Annotated in this window: 9 protein-coding genes, 2 tRNA genes and 1 riboswitch; of the genes, 6 read left to right on the forward strand and 5 right to left on the reverse strand. The window is 44.2% G+C overall.

All coding sequences use genetic code 11. The features are described from left to right. Nucleotides 1-61 precede the first annotated feature (61 nt). Nucleotides 62-628 (reverse strand): single-stranded DNA-binding protein, encoded by a 567-nt coding sequence (locus NX845_RS21270; protein ID WP_017078845.1) that lies wholly within the window; start codon nucleotides 626-628, stop codon nucleotides 62-64. Nucleotides 629-906: 278 nt separating this feature from the next. Between NX845_RS21270 and NX845_RS21275 the strand changes: the two genes are divergently transcribed. From NX845_RS21275 to NX845_RS21290, 4 genes are all read left to right on the forward strand, one after another. Beyond that, nucleotides 907-1,554, forward strand: a complete 648-nt coding sequence (locus NX845_RS21275; RefSeq protein ID WP_102450784.1) for a LuxR C-terminal-related transcriptional regulator — start codon at nucleotides 907-909, stop codon at nucleotides 1,552-1,554. A 157-nt stretch (nucleotides 1,555-1,711) separates the two neighbouring features. After that, nucleotides 1,712-2,584 carry a UTP--glucose-1-phosphate uridylyltransferase GalU gene (gene galU / locus NX845_RS21280; protein ID WP_004735975.1) on the forward strand — a complete coding sequence of 291 codons (873 nt, stop codon included), beginning with the start codon at nucleotides 1,712-1,714 and terminating at the stop codon, nucleotides 2,582-2,584. A gap of 246 nt (nucleotides 2,585-2,830) precedes the next feature. Beyond that, nucleotides 2,831-5,662, forward strand: coding sequence for an excinuclease ABC subunit UvrA (gene uvrA / locus NX845_RS21285; RefSeq protein ID WP_017080852.1), 2,832 nt, complete (start codon nucleotides 2,831-2,833; stop codon nucleotides 5,660-5,662). Between the two features lie 96 nt (nucleotides 5,663-5,758). Beyond that, on the forward strand, nucleotides 5,759-7,522 hold the full coding sequence (locus NX845_RS21290; protein WP_260257128.1) for a PglL family O-oligosaccharyltransferase: 1,764 nt from the start codon (nucleotides 5,759-5,761) through the stop codon (nucleotides 7,520-7,522). Nucleotides 7,523-7,626: 104 nt separating this feature from the next. On the opposite strand, the gene NX845_RS21295 is transcribed toward NX845_RS21290, so the two are convergent. Beyond that, nucleotides 7,627-8,766 (reverse strand): alanine--glyoxylate aminotransferase family protein, encoded by a 1,140-nt coding sequence (locus NX845_RS21295; protein WP_004735978.1) that lies wholly within the window; start codon nucleotides 8,764-8,766, stop codon nucleotides 7,627-7,629. 176 nt (nucleotides 8,767-8,942) lie between these two features. After that, nucleotides 8,943-9,120: riboswitch (Lysine riboswitch) on the forward strand. A gap of 109 nt (nucleotides 9,121-9,229) precedes the next feature. On the opposite strand from NX845_RS21295, the gene lysC reads away from it, so the two are divergent. After that, a complete protein-coding gene (gene lysC, locus NX845_RS21300) occupies nucleotides 9,230-10,597 on the forward strand; it encodes a lysine-sensitive aspartokinase 3 (RefSeq protein ID WP_004735980.1) in 1,368 nt (455 codons plus the stop codon). Nucleotides 10,598-10,705: 108 nt separating this feature from the next. Here lysC and metH read toward each other — a convergent pair whose 3' ends face one another. Continuing rightward, on the reverse strand, nucleotides 10,706-14,383 hold the full coding sequence (gene metH, locus NX845_RS21305) for a methionine synthase (RefSeq protein WP_102501140.1): 3,678 nt from the start codon (nucleotides 14,381-14,383) through the stop codon (nucleotides 10,706-10,708). Between the two features lie 169 nt (nucleotides 14,384-14,552). On the opposite strand from metH, the gene NX845_RS21310 reads away from it, so the two are divergent. Next, nucleotides 14,553-15,833: a sodium:proton antiporter gene (locus NX845_RS21310; RefSeq protein ID WP_017078851.1), complete on the forward strand. Its 1,281-nt coding sequence runs from the start codon at nucleotides 14,553-14,555 to the stop codon at nucleotides 15,831-15,833. A 679-nt stretch (nucleotides 15,834-16,512) separates the two neighbouring features. Here the strand turns inward: NX845_RS21310 and NX845_RS21315 are convergent. Both NX845_RS21315 and NX845_RS21320 read right to left on the reverse strand, forming a co-directional pair. Further along, nucleotides 16,513-16,589 (reverse strand) — tRNA-Trp (locus NX845_RS21315). A gap of 60 nt (nucleotides 16,590-16,649) precedes the next feature. Next, a tRNA-Asp gene (locus NX845_RS21320) sits at nucleotides 16,650-16,726 on the reverse strand. Nucleotides 16,727-16,805 lie beyond the last annotated feature (79 nt).

Raw genomic sequence — 16,805 nt, forward strand, 5'->3', positions numbered from 1 at the left:
CCGCGATAAACGCGGCTTTTTCCAATTTAATACTGTCTTTATAATATATTAAAAACAGGGCTTAAAATGGGATGTCATCATCAAAATCCATTGGCGGCTCATTATATTGAGGTTGAGCCTGCTGAGGAGCTTGTTGAGGTGCTTTCGGCTGCTGTTGAGCTGGAGCACTGTATTGTTGTTGTGCTTGTTGCTGCTGTTGTGGCTGCTGTGGCTGACCCCAACTACCTTGCTGTTGGTTGTTACCCATACCACCTTGAGCAGGAGCACCGCCTTGAGCACGACCGCCAAGCATTTGCATTACACCGTTGAAGCCTTGAACAACGACTTCTGTTGTGTAGCGATCTTGACCGCTTTGATCTTGCCATTTACGCGTTTGAAGTTGACCTTCAATGTAAACTTGAGAACCTTTACGTAGGTACTCACCAGCAACTTCCGCCAGCTTGCCAAACAGAGCAACACGGTGCCATTCTGTTTTTTCACGCTGTTCGCCAGTTGCTTTATCACGCCATGACTCTGACGTTGCAATGGTAATGTTCGCTACTGCACCGCCATTGGGCATGTAACGAATTTCAGGGTCATTACCTAGGTTACCCACTAATATAACTTTGTTAACTCCACGGCTAGCCATGATTTGCTCCGTCTAAATTCATAGTCTCAGAAAATTTTAGCGCACAAGAATAGCATGCTTTTCTGCAGTGATAAATCGCATTCCTATTCTCGCCTCACTACAAAGAATAAAAACGTAACAAATCATGATATTCAGAGCGATGTTGCTTTTTTCTCCACTTACAAACCACTCATTTACTTTGATAATTGATATTCAACGCAAGTCACCATTAAGGCGCTAGAGAAGCGAGAGCCTGCATGACAACGTGGAATCTAATTCTACTTAAACAGGACGTTTCAATGAGAAAATCTCGATACGCTCGCACTTTGCATTTTCTGTGCATCGACCCAAACGACACCTATCTACATGTAAAAGAGATAGAAAAACACTTATCTATTATTCTCTACAAAATGACACCGGACGATTTGATGTTATTTGATCGAAAGCAGAGCAACCGAATTTTACTGGTTGATTACAAAGAGGTGCCTCGATTAATCAACCTTCATCCAAATCTACCTGTGATGTGGAAAAATCATGAGATCATTTTATTCAACGTCCCCAAAGCTCTTCCCACATCGGAGTTGATTACGTTTGGCGTATTAAAAGGTCTGTTTTACAACACTGAAGAGAAAGCCAAAATAGCAAAGGGGCTTGAAGAGGTCATTAATGGAGACAATTGGCTACCTAGAAAAGTGGCAAGCCAATTGTTGTTCTACTATCGAAATATCGTGAGCACCAATACCACCCCTACTAATGTCGACTTAACCATCAGAGAGCTGCAAGTGATTCGCTGCCTTCAATCAGGCTCATCAAACACGCAAATAGCCGATGACTTGTTTATTAGCGAATTCACCGTCAAATCTCATCTTTATCAGATATTTCGTAAGTTAGCCGTTAAGAATCGAGTCCAAGCTATTGCATGGGCAAACCAGAACTTGCTTGCATAATTGATCAGCCTCTTAAACTGACGATAATTTTGAGGAAAACTCTAGTGAACCATACGGATTGTTGCTGAATTTTCGACATAACTTATGCTAGAGTTGCCCTCAGAAATATCAACCACTCAGGTTGAATCCATAATTATTATAGATAAAGGGTCTTATCATGATCAAAAAGTGCCTTTTCCCGGCAGCTGGCTACGGTACTCGCTTCTTACCAGCAACTAAGTCAATGCCGAAAGAAATGATGCCTGTCGTCAACAAACCTCTGATTGAATACGGCGTTGAAGAAGCAATTGAAGCCGGTATGGATGGCATGTGCATTGTTACTGGCCGTGGTAAGCATTCATTGATGGACCACTTTGATAAGAACTATGAGCTTGAGCACCAGATCAGTGGCACCAATAAAGAAGATTTGCTGATCAATATCCGTGAGACGATTGAAGCAGCAAACTTCACGTACATTCGTCAACGTGAAATGAAAGGCCTTGGCCACGCTATCTTGACGGGTCGCGAGCTTGTGGGTGATGAACCTTTTGCAGTAGTGCTTGCTGATGACCTTTGTGTTAACGAACAGCAAGGTGTACTGGCTCAAATGGTTGCACTATACAAACAGTTCCGTTGCTCAATCGTTGCTGTACAGGAAGTACCTGAAAACGAGACTCACAAGTACGGTGTTATCTCTGGCGAAATGATTAAAGATGACCTTTTCCGTGTTGATGACATGGTAGAAAAGCCAGAACCAGGCACTGCGCCAAGCAACCTAGCAATCATTGGCCGTTACATTCTGACTCCAGATATCTTTGAGCTTATCGAACAGACTGAACCAGGCAAAGGCGGCGAAATCCAAATCACTGATGCATTGCTAAAACAAGCAAAAGCAGGTTGTGTGTTGGCTTACAAATTTAAAGGTCAACGTTTTGACTGCGGTAGTGTTGAAGGCTACATCGAAGCAACAAATTACTGCTTTGAAAACCTATACAAAAAAGACCAGCAACAAATCGAGCTAGGTAAGCACTCAACAACAAAAGAAGCTTAATCGCTAAATTTGGCTTACTCACTGTTTAGCTACTGAGCGGTTTAACTATTTAGCTATTTAGCTATTTAGCTATTTAGCTATTTAATTAATAGCAATTAGCGGTTAGTTAACAGCACATTAAATGATTCCAAGGGTGACTCAAAAGAGTCGCCCTTTTTTGTTTACTGTTTTTTTATCCAGTAAAACTTTGCACAAATCTCACTCTATGTAATACTTTAGCCACTTAAAATTACATGGTCTATTGAGATGGATAAAATAGAAATTAGAGGCGCTCGTACGCATAACCTCAAAGACATTAACCTAACCATACCCCGTGATAAGCTGACGGTTATCACTGGTTTATCAGGTTCTGGAAAGTCGTCACTTGCGTTTGATACTCTCTATGCGGAAGGTCAACGTCGTTATGTTGAGTCTTTGTCGGCCTACGCCCGTCAATTTCTATCTCTTATGGAAAAACCCGATGTCGACCACATCGAAGGTTTATCTCCAGCCATCTCGATAGAACAAAAATCGACCTCTCACAACCCTCGTTCAACCGTCGGTACTATCACTGAAGTCTATGATTACCTAAGACTGCTTTACGCTCGAGTCGGCGAGCCACGCTGCCCTGATCACAATATCCCCCTCGCGGCGCAAACCATCAGCCAAATGGTCGACAAGGTATTAGAACTGCCTGAAGGCTCAAAGATGATGCTGATGGCACCGATCGTCAAAGAACGTAAAGGTGAGCATGTAAAGACACTGGAAAACCTAGCCGCACAAGGCTTTATCCGAGCTCGTATTGATGGCGAGACCTGTGATTTGTCCGATCCACCCACATTGGAACTGCACAAGAAGCACACCATTGAAGTTGTGGTAGACAGATTCAAGGTTCGTCCTGATCTTCAACAACGTTTAGCCGAATCGTTCGAGACCACATTAGAACTATCTGGTGGTATCGCTGTTGTCGGTTGGATGGATGATAAAGAACAAGAAGAGATCGTGTTCTCAGCTAACTTTGCTTGTCCAAAGTGTGGCTACAGCATGCAAGAGCTTGAGCCGCGCCTATTCTCATTCAACAATCCTGCAGGTGCATGTGGTACGTGTGATGGACTTGGTGTTCAACAATATTTTGATCCAAGTCGAGTGATTTTAGATGAGAACCTAAGCATTGCAGAAGGTGCAATAAAAGGCTGGGATCAGAAGAATTATTACTATTTTCAGATGCTGACATCGCTGTCAGACCATTATGGTTTTGATCTGTATGTGCCATTCAACTCTCTGCCTAAAAAGACTCAAGAGATCATTCTTAAAGGATCAGGGCGTACTGAAGTGGAATTCAAGTACATCAATGACCGAGGTGATATTCGAGTCAAACGCCATCCGTTTGAAGGCATCTTAAATACGCTAGAACGTCGCTACCGCGATACTGAATCTAGCGCAGTACGTGAAGACCTTGCCAAGTACATATCAACGAAGTCGTGTTCTAGCTGTGATGGTACGCGCTTAAGATTAGAAGCTCGAAATGTCTTCATTGGCGATACCACACTGCCAGAAATCGTTCAGCTCAGCATTGCTGATGCACTAGAGTTTTTCCAAAACTTATCGCTCAGTGGTCAGCGTGGTCAGATCGCTGATAAAGTAATGAAAGAGATCAATGATCGTCTGCACTTCTTGGTGAACGTTGGTTTGAATTACCTGAACCTATCACGCAGTGCAGAAACGCTGTCTGGTGGTGAAGCGCAAAGGATTCGTCTAGCAAGTCAAATTGGTGCTGGTTTAGTGGGTGTTATGTATGTACTCGATGAACCATCAATTGGCCTCCACCAGCGCGATAATGAACGTCTACTGCAAACTTTGGTTCACCTCAGAGATCTAGGAAATACCGTGCTTGTTGTTGAACATGATGAAGACGCAATCCGTTGTGCTGACCATGTTATCGATATCGGCCCAGGTGCGGGTGTGCATGGTGGACACGTGGTCGCAGAAGGCACCATGCAAGACATCATCGAAAACCCGAATTCTTTAACCGGACAATACCTGAGCGGCGCTAAAGAAATTGCGATACCAAAACAAAGAACGCCTATCGACAAGAAAAAGGTCGTCGAGATCGTTGGCGCAACGGGGAACAACCTAAAGAATGTCACTGCGACGATCCCTGTAGGCTTATTCAGCTGTATTACGGGGGTATCGGGGTCAGGTAAATCTACACTAATCAATGACACCTTCTTTAAAGTTGCCCACACTCAATTAAACGGTGCAACAACTGCAGTTCCGGCAAAGCACAAAAAGATAAAAGGCTTAGAGCATTTCGACAAAGTGATCGATATTGACCAAAGCCCTATCGGTCGCACACCAAGATCAAACCCTGCAACCTACACTGGTATTTTCACGCCAATTCGAGAGTTATTTGCCGGTACCCAAGAATCACGATCTCGTGGCTACAAGCCAGGTCGATTCAGTTTTAACGTTCGTGGTGGTCGCTGTGAAGCGTGTCAGGGAGACGGTGTCATCAAAGTAGAGATGCACTTCTTGCCAGATGTGTATGTGCCGTGTGATGTGTGTAAAGGTAAGCGTTATAACCGTGAAACTTTAGAAGTTCGCTACAAAGGCAAAACCATTGACGAAGTTCTAGAGATGACAGTGGAAGATGCTCGAGAATACTTCAACCCTGTTCCTGTTATCGCTCGTAAGCTGCAAACATTGATGGATGTTGGCCTTTCCTACATTCGCCTCGGACAAGCAGCGACGACCTTATCTGGTGGTGAAGCGCAACGCGTTAAATTAGCGCGTGAATTGTCTAAACGAGACACGGGAAAAACCTTATACATTCTTGATGAACCAACAACAGGTCTTCATTTCCACGATATCCAGCAGCTATTGACGGTATTACATAGGCTGCGTGATCACGGTAATACGGTTGTCGTGATTGAGCACAACCTAGATGTCGTCAAAACAGCAGACTGGATCTTAGACCTTGGTCCAGAAGGTGGTCAAGGTGGTGGTGAGATTGTTGCAGAAGGTACACCTGAAGATGTGGCGTTAGTCGAAGGTTCGCACACTGCTCGCTTCCTTAAGCCTATGTTAAATTTGAAGTAGGTGTAAAATAGCGCCCTGCGAGCAGACAGAAAAATGTTAAAGTAACAGAGCTTGTTTCAGAAGGAACAAGCTCTGTTTTTATAAGGTTAGGGATTTATGGCAACAATACACACTAGCGGTACCCAACTAGAAAATCAGGTAACTCAGCTACCACTCAATAAAGCATTTCTGGCTTCTTTAGCTGTTGTATTCTTGTTAGCCATGCATTTTTTCATGCCGAATCCTGGAGGCTCAGGCCTTGCGTTATCGTTTAACCCAACCACCTGGTTAGCTCTTAGCTTTACGTTAGCAATTGGCTTCTACCAACTCGCGACTAACCGAGTACTTAAATATTCCAAGTTAACCGTTGGCTTGCTGATCAGTTGCGTGATACTTACGCTACCCACGCTCTACAGTAACGCCTTTCCTCAAGCCGCATCTGGTCGACTACTGGGATTGTGGGCGGGCTTCGCTTTATTCGTCGTACTTCAGCAATTTAAGTTCAGCAATAAACACAAGCAACGCATGTTGTGGTTCATTGTGCTTGCTGTGGTTATACAAGCACTCTTTGGTTACGTGCAATATTTCTTACTGGAACCCGGCAATCTATTTGGTTACAACACTGCGGCTAATCGACCTTATGGGATATTCCAACAACCGAATGTAATGGCTAGCTTTTTAGCTACTGGTTTTGTGCTTTCAGCGTATCTTTTAGCGAGACAGCCCGCTAAATATAATCACAAAATTAGCGAGTCATTCTTACTATACCTAACCCCGACCTTAACCGTACCTTTGCTGATCATCATTGCATCACGTACCGGATGGTTGGCTGCCGTCATTGGGTTTGTCTGCATTCTGCCTTATCTATACAAGTTCTCGACCAAGAAACGCTTCTACGGATGGTGCGCATCAGTGCTAGTCGGTATCGTGGTCGCTTTTTCGGTAATCAGCCTCAGTACAACTGATAGCCTCGCAAGTAAAAGGGCTAACTTAGAAAGCCCACGAGCTTATACCTTTCCACAAGCGCTCGATATGATGATCGAAAAGCCATTTACAGGGTATGGCTACGGGAAGTTCGAATCCGAGTACACGCTATACACAGCTCGCCAACATCAACTCAACCCAAATTATCATCCAGGCCTTCCTTCAATGGATCACCCGCACAATGAATTCATGTTTTGGGGGGTTGAAGGCGGAATAGTACCAATCATCGGGATCTTGATTGCTGCGTTCTTAGTCATGTCACGTATAGCAAACTCAGCGAAGGGAACACGTCTAGCACTGCTCGCACTATTTATACCGATACTCTTACATTCTCAGCTCGAGTACCCTTTTTACCACTCAGCGATTCACTGGATAACCTTTATCATTTTGATTTACTGGGTCGATCAACGAGCTTCTCGTCACTATCAACAGCCGTTCAGTATCGTTAGTAAAACCCTGTTTAGAGTGTCTAGCTTGGTGGTTCCGATCTTGGTGAGTTTCTATATGTTGAGCGCGCTGCATACCAATTATGTCCTGACTCAATTTGAACTTTCTAAACCCAGAAACCCGGATATTCTTAAGCAGGTAACGAACCCTGTAGTCTGGAAAGATCGCTATGATTGGGACGTATACAGCACCTATCTAAATATCGGCCTCTACAAAGCTGATCCTAGCTTGATCCAACCTTATATAGATTGGTCGTTAGAGATCATAAAACGTAAGCCAAGGCCTGCTTTCTACAGCAACCTGATTCTAGCGTATCAAGGATTAGGCGATCACAGTAAAGCCGAACAAATTCGTAGTGAAGCGAGCTTCTTGTTCCCAAATAGAGACTTTTCCAAGGTTCAATATAAGAAAATATCGGAAGCTGAAAACAACATTTCTTCTGCTAAATGACGTCACGGAATCTAGAGTTAATTCACCATATTGACGTTTAGTCTAGACACAAAAAAGCGCACGATCTCTCGTGCGCTTTTCTTTTGAACTTGAGTTTATTACCGCTATTTTAAAACGTCTTGCAACGCTTTTAAGCACAAAGCGACATTCTCTTTTCGAGCGCCATAACCCATTAAACCAATACGCCAAGCCTTGCCAGCCAAAGAACCAAGTCCTGCGCCAATTTCAAGGTTATATTCTTCTAGAAGTTGTGTTCTGATTTTGGCTTCATCGATTCCTTCAGGGAAATAAAGCGCATTGAGCTGCGGAAGACGACTCTCTTCATCAACCACAAACTTTAATCCTAGTGCTTCTACGCCTTCTTTAAGCTCTTGGTGCATCGCATGGTGACGTGACCACGCATTATCCAGGCCTTCATTTTTCAATAAAACCAACGACTCATGCAGAGCATACAGGCTATTCACGGGTGCCGTATGGTGGTAGCTACGCTTGCCTTCTCCACTCCAGTAACCCAATACTAAGCTTTGATCTAGGAACCAGCTTTGTACCGGAGTTTGACGTGCCTTCATCTTCTCAACCGCACGTTGAGAGAAAGTCACCGGAGACAGGCCAGGAACGCAAGATAGACACTTTTGGCTGCCAGAATAAACCGCATCAAGCTGCCATTCATCGACCAACAGTGGCACACCACCTAATGATGTCACTGCATCAACAATCGACAATGCATCAAACTGACGAGCGACGGCTGAAATCGCTTGAGCATCCGATAACGCTCCAGTAGACGTCTCTGCATGCACAAATGCAACAGCAACTGCATCGGGGTTTTCTGCCAATGCCTTTTCGACCTTTTCAACGGAAACGGGCTTGCCCCACTCATCATCTACAAGGATCGCTTCACCACCACAGCGCACAACATTCTCTCGCATACGTTCACCAAAAACGCCATTGCGACAAACAATTACCTTCTCACCGGGCTCAATCAAGTTAACAAAACAGGTTTCCATACCTGCGCTGCCCGGCGCAGAAACAGCAATCGTAAACTCATTTTCAGTTTGGAATGCATACTTAAGAAGTTGTTTCAGTTCATCCATCATCGCGATAAATAACGGGTCGAGGTGACCAATAGTTGGACGGCTCAAGGCCTGTAAAACTTGAGGAGAAATGTCTGAAGGCCCCGGCCCCATTAACGTTCGGTGTGGCGGATAAAAGCTCTCGATAGCAGTAGTGAGTGTTAAATTAGACATGTACATCCCTTACGTTAATGTTGTGAACAATCCACCCTAAAGCAAATCGATACCGTCATCAATTAGCTAAAAGTATTGAGGTCACACCAGTGTCACATAATTGTTAAAATTATTTTTTAAATATCTCCAGTTACGGATTGACATTGTTACCGCAAACACGTTCAATGAAATGGCTATCTAGCAGAAGAGGAGCACTGCCCAGGCAGATGTTTTGTGGAACCGCATTTCCAATACAAAGCATCAAGGGGGAGCAGTGCCGAGATAATAAAAGGATGCAGGACCTTTATTATCGGTTGAGCGGGCTGAATCCCGGCAACTGTCGCCATTTCTATATGGTGAAGAGCTTCTGAGGTTACTATTCTAATAATTCCTCTCTTTTTGCTCTAAATACTCTCTTCGAAAAACATCGGACGTTGGATTACCCAACAGTAATTTTATTTTAGGAAGTCGTGGGAGATATATCGTGAGTGCATCTAATGTAGCTGGTTCTTTTAATGTCGCTAAGTTTGGTGGAACAAGTGTTGCCAACTTTGAAGCAATGAGCCGTTGTGCTGCCATTATTGAAAATAACTCGAATACTAAACTGGTTGTGAGCAGCGCGTGCTCAGGCGTCACCAACTTGCTGGTTGAACTAGCGAATGGTGTCCAAGACAAAACTCGTCGTCAGGAATTATTGACGCAATTGACTGACATTCATAACGCGATTCTTGATCAGCTAGCTGACCCAATTAGCATTGAAAAAGATGTGCACTGTATTCTCGATGACATTGCGAGTGCAGCCGAAGCGGCATCATTCCAAGCCAGTACTAAACTCACCGATCACCTAGTGGCATGTGGCGAACTGATGTCGACACATATCCTCGCTCAAATCATTCGCGAGCGTGGCACACCCGCTGTCCGTTTTGATATCAGAGAAGTGATGCGCACCAATGGTGACTTCGGCAAAGCAGAACCACAGTTAAAAGATATTGCAGCCTTAGCGCAACAGAAATTGATTCCACTATGCCAGCAGCAAGTTGTCGTTACCCAAGGCTTTATCGGCGCCGATAGCGAAGGTAACACCACAACGCTAGGTCGTGGTGGTAGTGATTACTCAGCAGCACTGATTGCAGAATCTGTACAAGCGATTGGTTTAGAAATCTGGACTGATGTTCCGGGCATCTACACCACGGATCCACGTATCGCATCGAAAGCATCTCCTATCCCAGAGATCAGCTTCAGCGAAGCATCGGAAATGGCAAACTTTGGCGCGAAGATCTTACACCCATCGACTCTAGTCCCGGCACTACGCCATCAAATTCCGGTATTTGTCGGCTCATCAAAAGCACCAGAGCTCGGTGGCACATGGATTCGTCAACAAGTTGAAAGCTCCCCTCTGTTCAGAGCGCTTGCCCTACGCTGCAACCAAACCATGGTTACGCTACGCAGCGCCAATATGTTCCATGCTTATGGCTTCCTCGCAAAAGTGTTCGAGATCCTCGCTAAGCATAAGATCTCTGTCGATCTTATCACTACCTCAGAGATCAGTGTCTCACTCACTCTCGATCAAACAGATACATCGGGTGGTGCTCCTCAGCTACCAGAAGCCGCTCGAATTGAGCTTGAAGAGCTGTGTTCTGTGGATATTGAACACGACCTATGCCTTGTTGCTCTTATTGGCAATAACATGAGTGAAAGCAAAGGCTATGCGAAGCAAGTATTCGGCACGCTTGAAGACTTCAACCTACGTATGATTTGTTACGGAGCGAGCCCACATAACCTGTGCTTCTTGCTTGATGAATCTGTCTCCAAGTTAGCGATTCAAAAGCTGCATCAAGAGCTGTTTGAATAAAACGACGGTTGCTCGATTAGTTTAAAATCACCAAACGACAGATACAAAAAGGGTTGCTCTTAAGCAACCCTTTTATTTTTACGAATCAAAACCCGTTATAGATTCAAACTAGTTAATGTTTGGACCTAACCACTTCTCAGCTTCCAACATATCCCAACCTTTACGATCAGCATAGCTATCCACTTGATCCTGTTGAATCTGTGCAATAGCAAAGTATCGGGCATCAGGATGAGAGAAGTACATACCAGACACTGAGGCACCTGGCCACATTGCGTAACTCGTGGTTAGCGACATGTCGATTGCTTTTTCAACGTCCATCAACTCCCACAACGTGCCTTTCTCTGTATGCTCTGGGCAAGCAGGGTAACCCGGGGCTGGACGAATACCTTGGTACTTCTCTCGAATCAAATCGTCGTTAGACAAATTCTCATCAGGTGAGTAGCCCCAAATGTCCTTTCTCACTTCTTTATGCAAGTATTCAGCGAACGCTTCAGCCAATCGGTCTGCAACCGCCTGAATCATGATCGCGTTATAGTCGTCGCCTTTCGCTTTGTAATCATCAGCCAGCTCTCGCTCACCAATACCACCCGTTACTGCAAAACCACCAATCCAATCCGCTTTACCGCTGTCTTTTGGCGCAATGTAATCTGACAAACAGTAGTTAAATCCTTTGGGCTTTTCGGTTTGCTGACGAAGGTTGTGCAGAACCTTTAATACTTCAGTACGCGATTCATCGGTATACACTTCAATATCATCGCCAACACTGTTCGCTGGGAACATGGCACACATACCACGAGCTTCAAGCAACTTCTCTCTTTGTACTCGATCTAACAAATCATTGGCGTCTTTAAATAAGCGCTTCGCCTCTTCGCCTACTTCTTCATGATCAAAAATTGCCGGGTACTTACCAACCAAAGACCACGTCATAAAGAACGGAGTCCAGTCGATGTACTGACGTAAAGTAGCCACATCAAAGTCCTTGAAGATGTGTACTCCCGGTTTAGCGGGTGCAGGGGGAGTATACGCATTCCAATCGATAGCAACTTTATTGGCACGCGCTCTCTCTAGCGAGACTGGCTTAGTGCGCGGCTTTTTGCGGTTGTGTTGATCGCGAACGCGATCGTAATCAATATCCAACTTCTCAACAAATGCAGGCTTCAGTTCGTTAGAGAGTAGAGAAGTACACACACCAACAGCACGTGAGGCATTGTTTACGTAGACCACAGGTTCAGAGTAGTTCTGTTCAATCTTAACGGCTGTATGCGCTTTAGATGTTGTTGCTCCGCCAATCAGAAGAGGCAGTTTAAAACCTTGTCTCTCCATCTCTTTAGCCACATGAACCATCTCATCCAATGAAGGAGTGATCAAACCCGAAAGACCAATGATATCGACGTTCTCTTCTTTAGCGACCTTAAGGATCTTTTCACATGAAACCATCACGCCTAAATCGATAATTTCATAGTTATTACACTGCAAGACAACGCCCACAATGTTTTTACCAATATCGTGAACATCGCCTTTTACGGTCGCCAGTAAGATTTTTCCGTTAGTCGCACCAACGTCTTTGGTTGCATTAATAAATGGTTCTAGATGGGCTACCGCTTGCTTCATAACACGGGCAGATTTCACCACTTGAGGAAGGAACATCTTACCTTCACCAAAGAGGTCACCAACTACGTTCATGCCATCCATTAATGGACCTTCAATTACCTCGATAGGACGAGAAGCATTAACACGAGCTTCTTCGGTATCTTCAACAATAAAGTCGGTAATACCTTTCACTAAAGAGTGTTCTAAGCGCTTTTCTACTGGCCAAGTACGCCACTCTAAAGCCGATTTATCTTCAACTTTTCCCACTGCACGCTCTAGATACTCAGTCGCAATATCGAGCAAGCGCTCTGTTGAATCGTCTCGACGGTTTAGAACCACATCTTCAACGGCTTCACGTAAATCCTCAGGCACATTATCGTAAATCTCTAATTGCCCCGCATTTACAATGCCCATATCCATACCATTTTTAAAACAGTGATATAGGAAGACCGCGTGGATTGCCTCACGAACGTAGTTATTACCGCGGAAAGAGAATGAAACATTCGACACACCACCCGAGATCATCGCATGCGGAAGATCGCGTTTGATGTCCCCTACTGCTTCAATGAAGTCGACCGCATAGTTGTTATGCTCATCAATACCAGTAGCCACTGCGAAAATGTTCGGGTCAAAAATAATATCTTCTGGCGGGAAACCGACTTCATCAACAAGAATATTGTAGGCATTAGTACAAATCTCGACTTTACGCTCTCGAGTATCAGCCTGTCCTAGTTCATCGAACGCCATCACAATGACAGCTGCGCCATAACGACGAACCAGTTTAGCTTGCTCGACAAACTTCTCTTTCCCTTCCTTCAATGAGATAGAGTTAACGATGCCTTTACCCTGAATACATTTCAGGCCAGCTTCGATAACTTCCCATTTTGAAGAATCGACCATGACTGGTACTTTCGAGATCTCTGGCTCAGACGCACATAGATTAAGGAATTTAACCATACACGCTTCAGCGTCTAGCATCCCTTCATCCATGTTGATATCGATGATCTGAGCGCCGTTCTCAACTTGCTCTCGAGCAACACTCAAGGCTTCGTCGTAAAGCTCTTCTTTAATCAATCGCTTAAATCGAGCAGAGCCGGTAACGTTAGTACGCTCACCGACGTTTACAAACAATGATTCTTTAGCAATCGTTAATGGTTCTAAGCCAGATAAACGGCAAGACACAGGCAAATCAGGTAATTGACGTGGAGTTACGCCTTCAACGGCCTCTGCCATGTGACGTATATGTTCTGGCGTTGTACCACAACAACCACCAATTAGGTTCAAGAAGCCACTCTCGGCCCATTCCTTAACGTGTTCAGCCATATCTTCAGGAGAAAGGTCATACTCACCGAATGCATTAGGTAAACCCGCGTTAGGGTGAGCGGAAACGTTACATTCTGAGATACGAGACATCTCACCAACGTACTCTCGCAGTTCGTCAGGGCCTAATGCACAGTTCAATCCAAATGAGATAGGTTTAACATGACGAAGGGCGTTGTAGAAAGCTTCTGTTGTTTGCCCTGAAAGCGTACGACCTGATGCGTCAGTAATGGTACCGGAGATCATCACTGGAAGAGTAATACCCACTTCTTCAAAAACAGATTCAACCGCAAAAGAACATGCTTTTGCATTTAACGTATCGAAGATAGTTTCGATAAGAATAAGATCTGAGCCGCCTTTGATAAGTGCTCGTGTCGATTCGGAGTAAGCTTCAACAAGCTCATCAAAGCTAACATTACGATAGCCCGGATCATTAACGTCTGGAGAGATAGAACAAGTTCGGTTAGTTGGACCTAACACACCCGCCACGAAACGGGGTTTGTCTGGGGTCTTTGCCGTCCATTCGTCTGCCGCTTCACGAGCTAATTTTGCAGCTGTAAAGTTAATTTCTTCGCTAAGACTTTCCATATCGTAGTCGGCCATAGCGATGGTTGTAGAGTTAAAGGTATTGGTCTCGAGGATATCAGCACCGGCTTCCAAATATTCCATATGGATATCTTTGATAAGCTTAGGTTGTGTAAGTACCAAAAGGTCGTTGTTACCTTTTAAATCACTATGCCAATCAGCAAAGCGCTCACCACGATAGTCTTGCTCTTCCAATTTATAATCCTGAATCATGGTACCCATGCCACCATCAATCAGTAAAATTCGTTGCTTCAACAGAGCGTCAATCTTTTGCCTTACATTACTTCCCACGGTACAACCTCATTCCTTTAATTATCTCTCCATCCTACCACACATTAAAAAGGAGTCTAGACGTCTAAAAGATGAAATTGATTACCAAGTCATGACAAAAAAATGTTTGCTATTTGAGCATGAGACAACGAAAATTCATATTCATACTTTGTTACATGTTGGAATCCCAATGTCGGTCTATTACACCTTATGCTTCTTGTCCGCAGCTGCCATGCTTATTGCTTTCGTGAATACCAAAATTGGTAAAATGCAGACAACCATCGCCATTACAGCTGGCTCAATGATGTTATCTCTATTAATTATCATTGCGGGACAAAACAATTGGTTCCAATTGGCTGACATCGCCTCAGAAACCGTTGCCAGTATCAACTTTGAAGATTTCCTCCTGAAAGGAATACTGGGATTCTTACTCTTTGCAGGTGGTTTGGGGATTAAATTACCTAATCTAAAAGATCAGAAATGGGAAATAACGGTACTCGCTCTTGGCGCTACACTATTTTCGACATTCTTTATTGGCTTTGTACTGTATGGATTCTGTCAGTTTATCGGTATTCAATTTGACTTAATTTATTGCTTACTTTTTGGTTCTCTAATCTCTCCAACCGATCCAATCGCTGTATTAGCAATAGTGAAGAAGCTCGATGCACCCAGACGAATCTCTACTCAAATCGAGGGAGAATCTCTATTCAACGATGGTTTTGGCCTAGTGATCTTCGTTACCCTATTTACCATTGCGTTCGGTACAGAAGCACCGACTGTAGGTAGCGTGACCATGTTATTCGTCCAAGAGGCTATCGGTGGTATCGTCTATGGCTTTGTTCTAGGTTTAATATTCCATTACCTAATCAGCAACACCGATGACCACTCGATGGAGTTGCTATTAACCATAGGTATTCCTACAGCTGGTTATGCCTTTGCTGAAGTCCTACATGTATCAGGACCGTTAGCAATGGTGGTATCAGGTATCATGATTGGCAACTGGACGCGCTTTATTGGGTTCTCGAAAGAGAGTGAGGATCACTTAGACCACTTCTGGGAATTAATCGATGAATTCTTAAATGGCGTATTGTTCTTATTGATCGGCATGTCGATGTTGTTATTCAAATTCCACCAAGAAGACTGGATCTTAATGGCGTTCGCAGTACCTCTAGTGCTAAGTGCACGCTACCTAAGTGTTTTCTTGTCTTATATCGGATTCAAACGCTTTAGAACTTACAACCCTTGGTCAATCAAGATCTTAACTTGGGGTGGTTTGCGTGGTGGACTAGCTCTAGCCATGGCACTTTCAATCCCTTCAGGTATCTGGGTTATTGAAGACAAGGCAATAGATGTTAAAGAGATTATCCTTGTCATGACATACGCTGTTGTTGTGTTCTCAATCTTAGTCCAAGGTTCAACAATTACTCCGATGATAGAGAAAGCGAAACAAGCTGAGAAAGAGTTAGATTAACATCTCAAAATATCAAACTAGGCTGCCTAATTTAGGTGGCCTTTTTTATAACTGATGAAAGTCAGATTCGCCGATTCCCTCACTGAAGATCTAGCTGAAAGGTATACATAAACAATAGAACTTACCACGGCGTTTACTGCACTGTTATTGAAGCAACCAAAAGCCTTTATGTTGGGTAAACATTAGATTTAATCGGGACTAAAGCGAAGACGAATGGTGTTTAATCACGCTGCCGACGATATGATAAAACGCTCTTAGCCAGCAATCTTTCCGGAAAAATAATGAGACTCAAGGCCTAACAGGTATAGCTTTAGTCACTACCAGAACTACGGAGCGAGATGAGTGCTGAACGAAAGCTTCTAGTGTTCGACTAAGCCTTTAAATACGGCAAGGTTTTATTTAGTAGGTATTAAGCGATTCGATTAAATAGGGGGAGCTAAAGGAGCACTTAATACTTCTACCGTTACATTAAAGGTGACAGGTATAAAAAAGACTCTAGCATTTCTGCCGGGACGCGCAGTCTAGAGCCTTAAATATGGTAGGACTGAACTGAGCCAGTACTCCGGAGAGTCGACTGGGCTGGCGAACCTGAACCTGGGACTCGCCTAGTTCTCCCAACATTGCTTCTAGAAGCAACAGATGCAAAAAAGCCTCAGCATTTCTGCTGAGGCTTCGTATATGGCAGGGGTGGAGAGATTCGAACTCCCAACACGCGGATTTGGAATCCGCTGCTCTGCCAATTGGAGCTACACCCCTAAAACTTTTTATTACTTCAGATTCGAAAAAACCTCGCACTAGGCGAGGTTATCGAATAAGTGGCGGAGTGGACGGGACTCGAACCCGCGACCCCCGGCGTGACAGGCCGGTATTCTAACCAACTGAACTACCACTCCGCAGTGGTCAACTCACTAAGTGAGCGTCCATATCCCCAGGTCGGTCAACCTAAAGATTTAATTTAAAGCCTGGCGATGT

It is taken from the genome of Vibrio sp. NC2 (assembly GCF_025195005.1).
In the GTDB taxonomy this organism is placed as follows: domain Bacteria; phylum Pseudomonadota; class Gammaproteobacteria; order Enterobacterales; family Vibrionaceae; genus Vibrio; species Vibrio splendidus.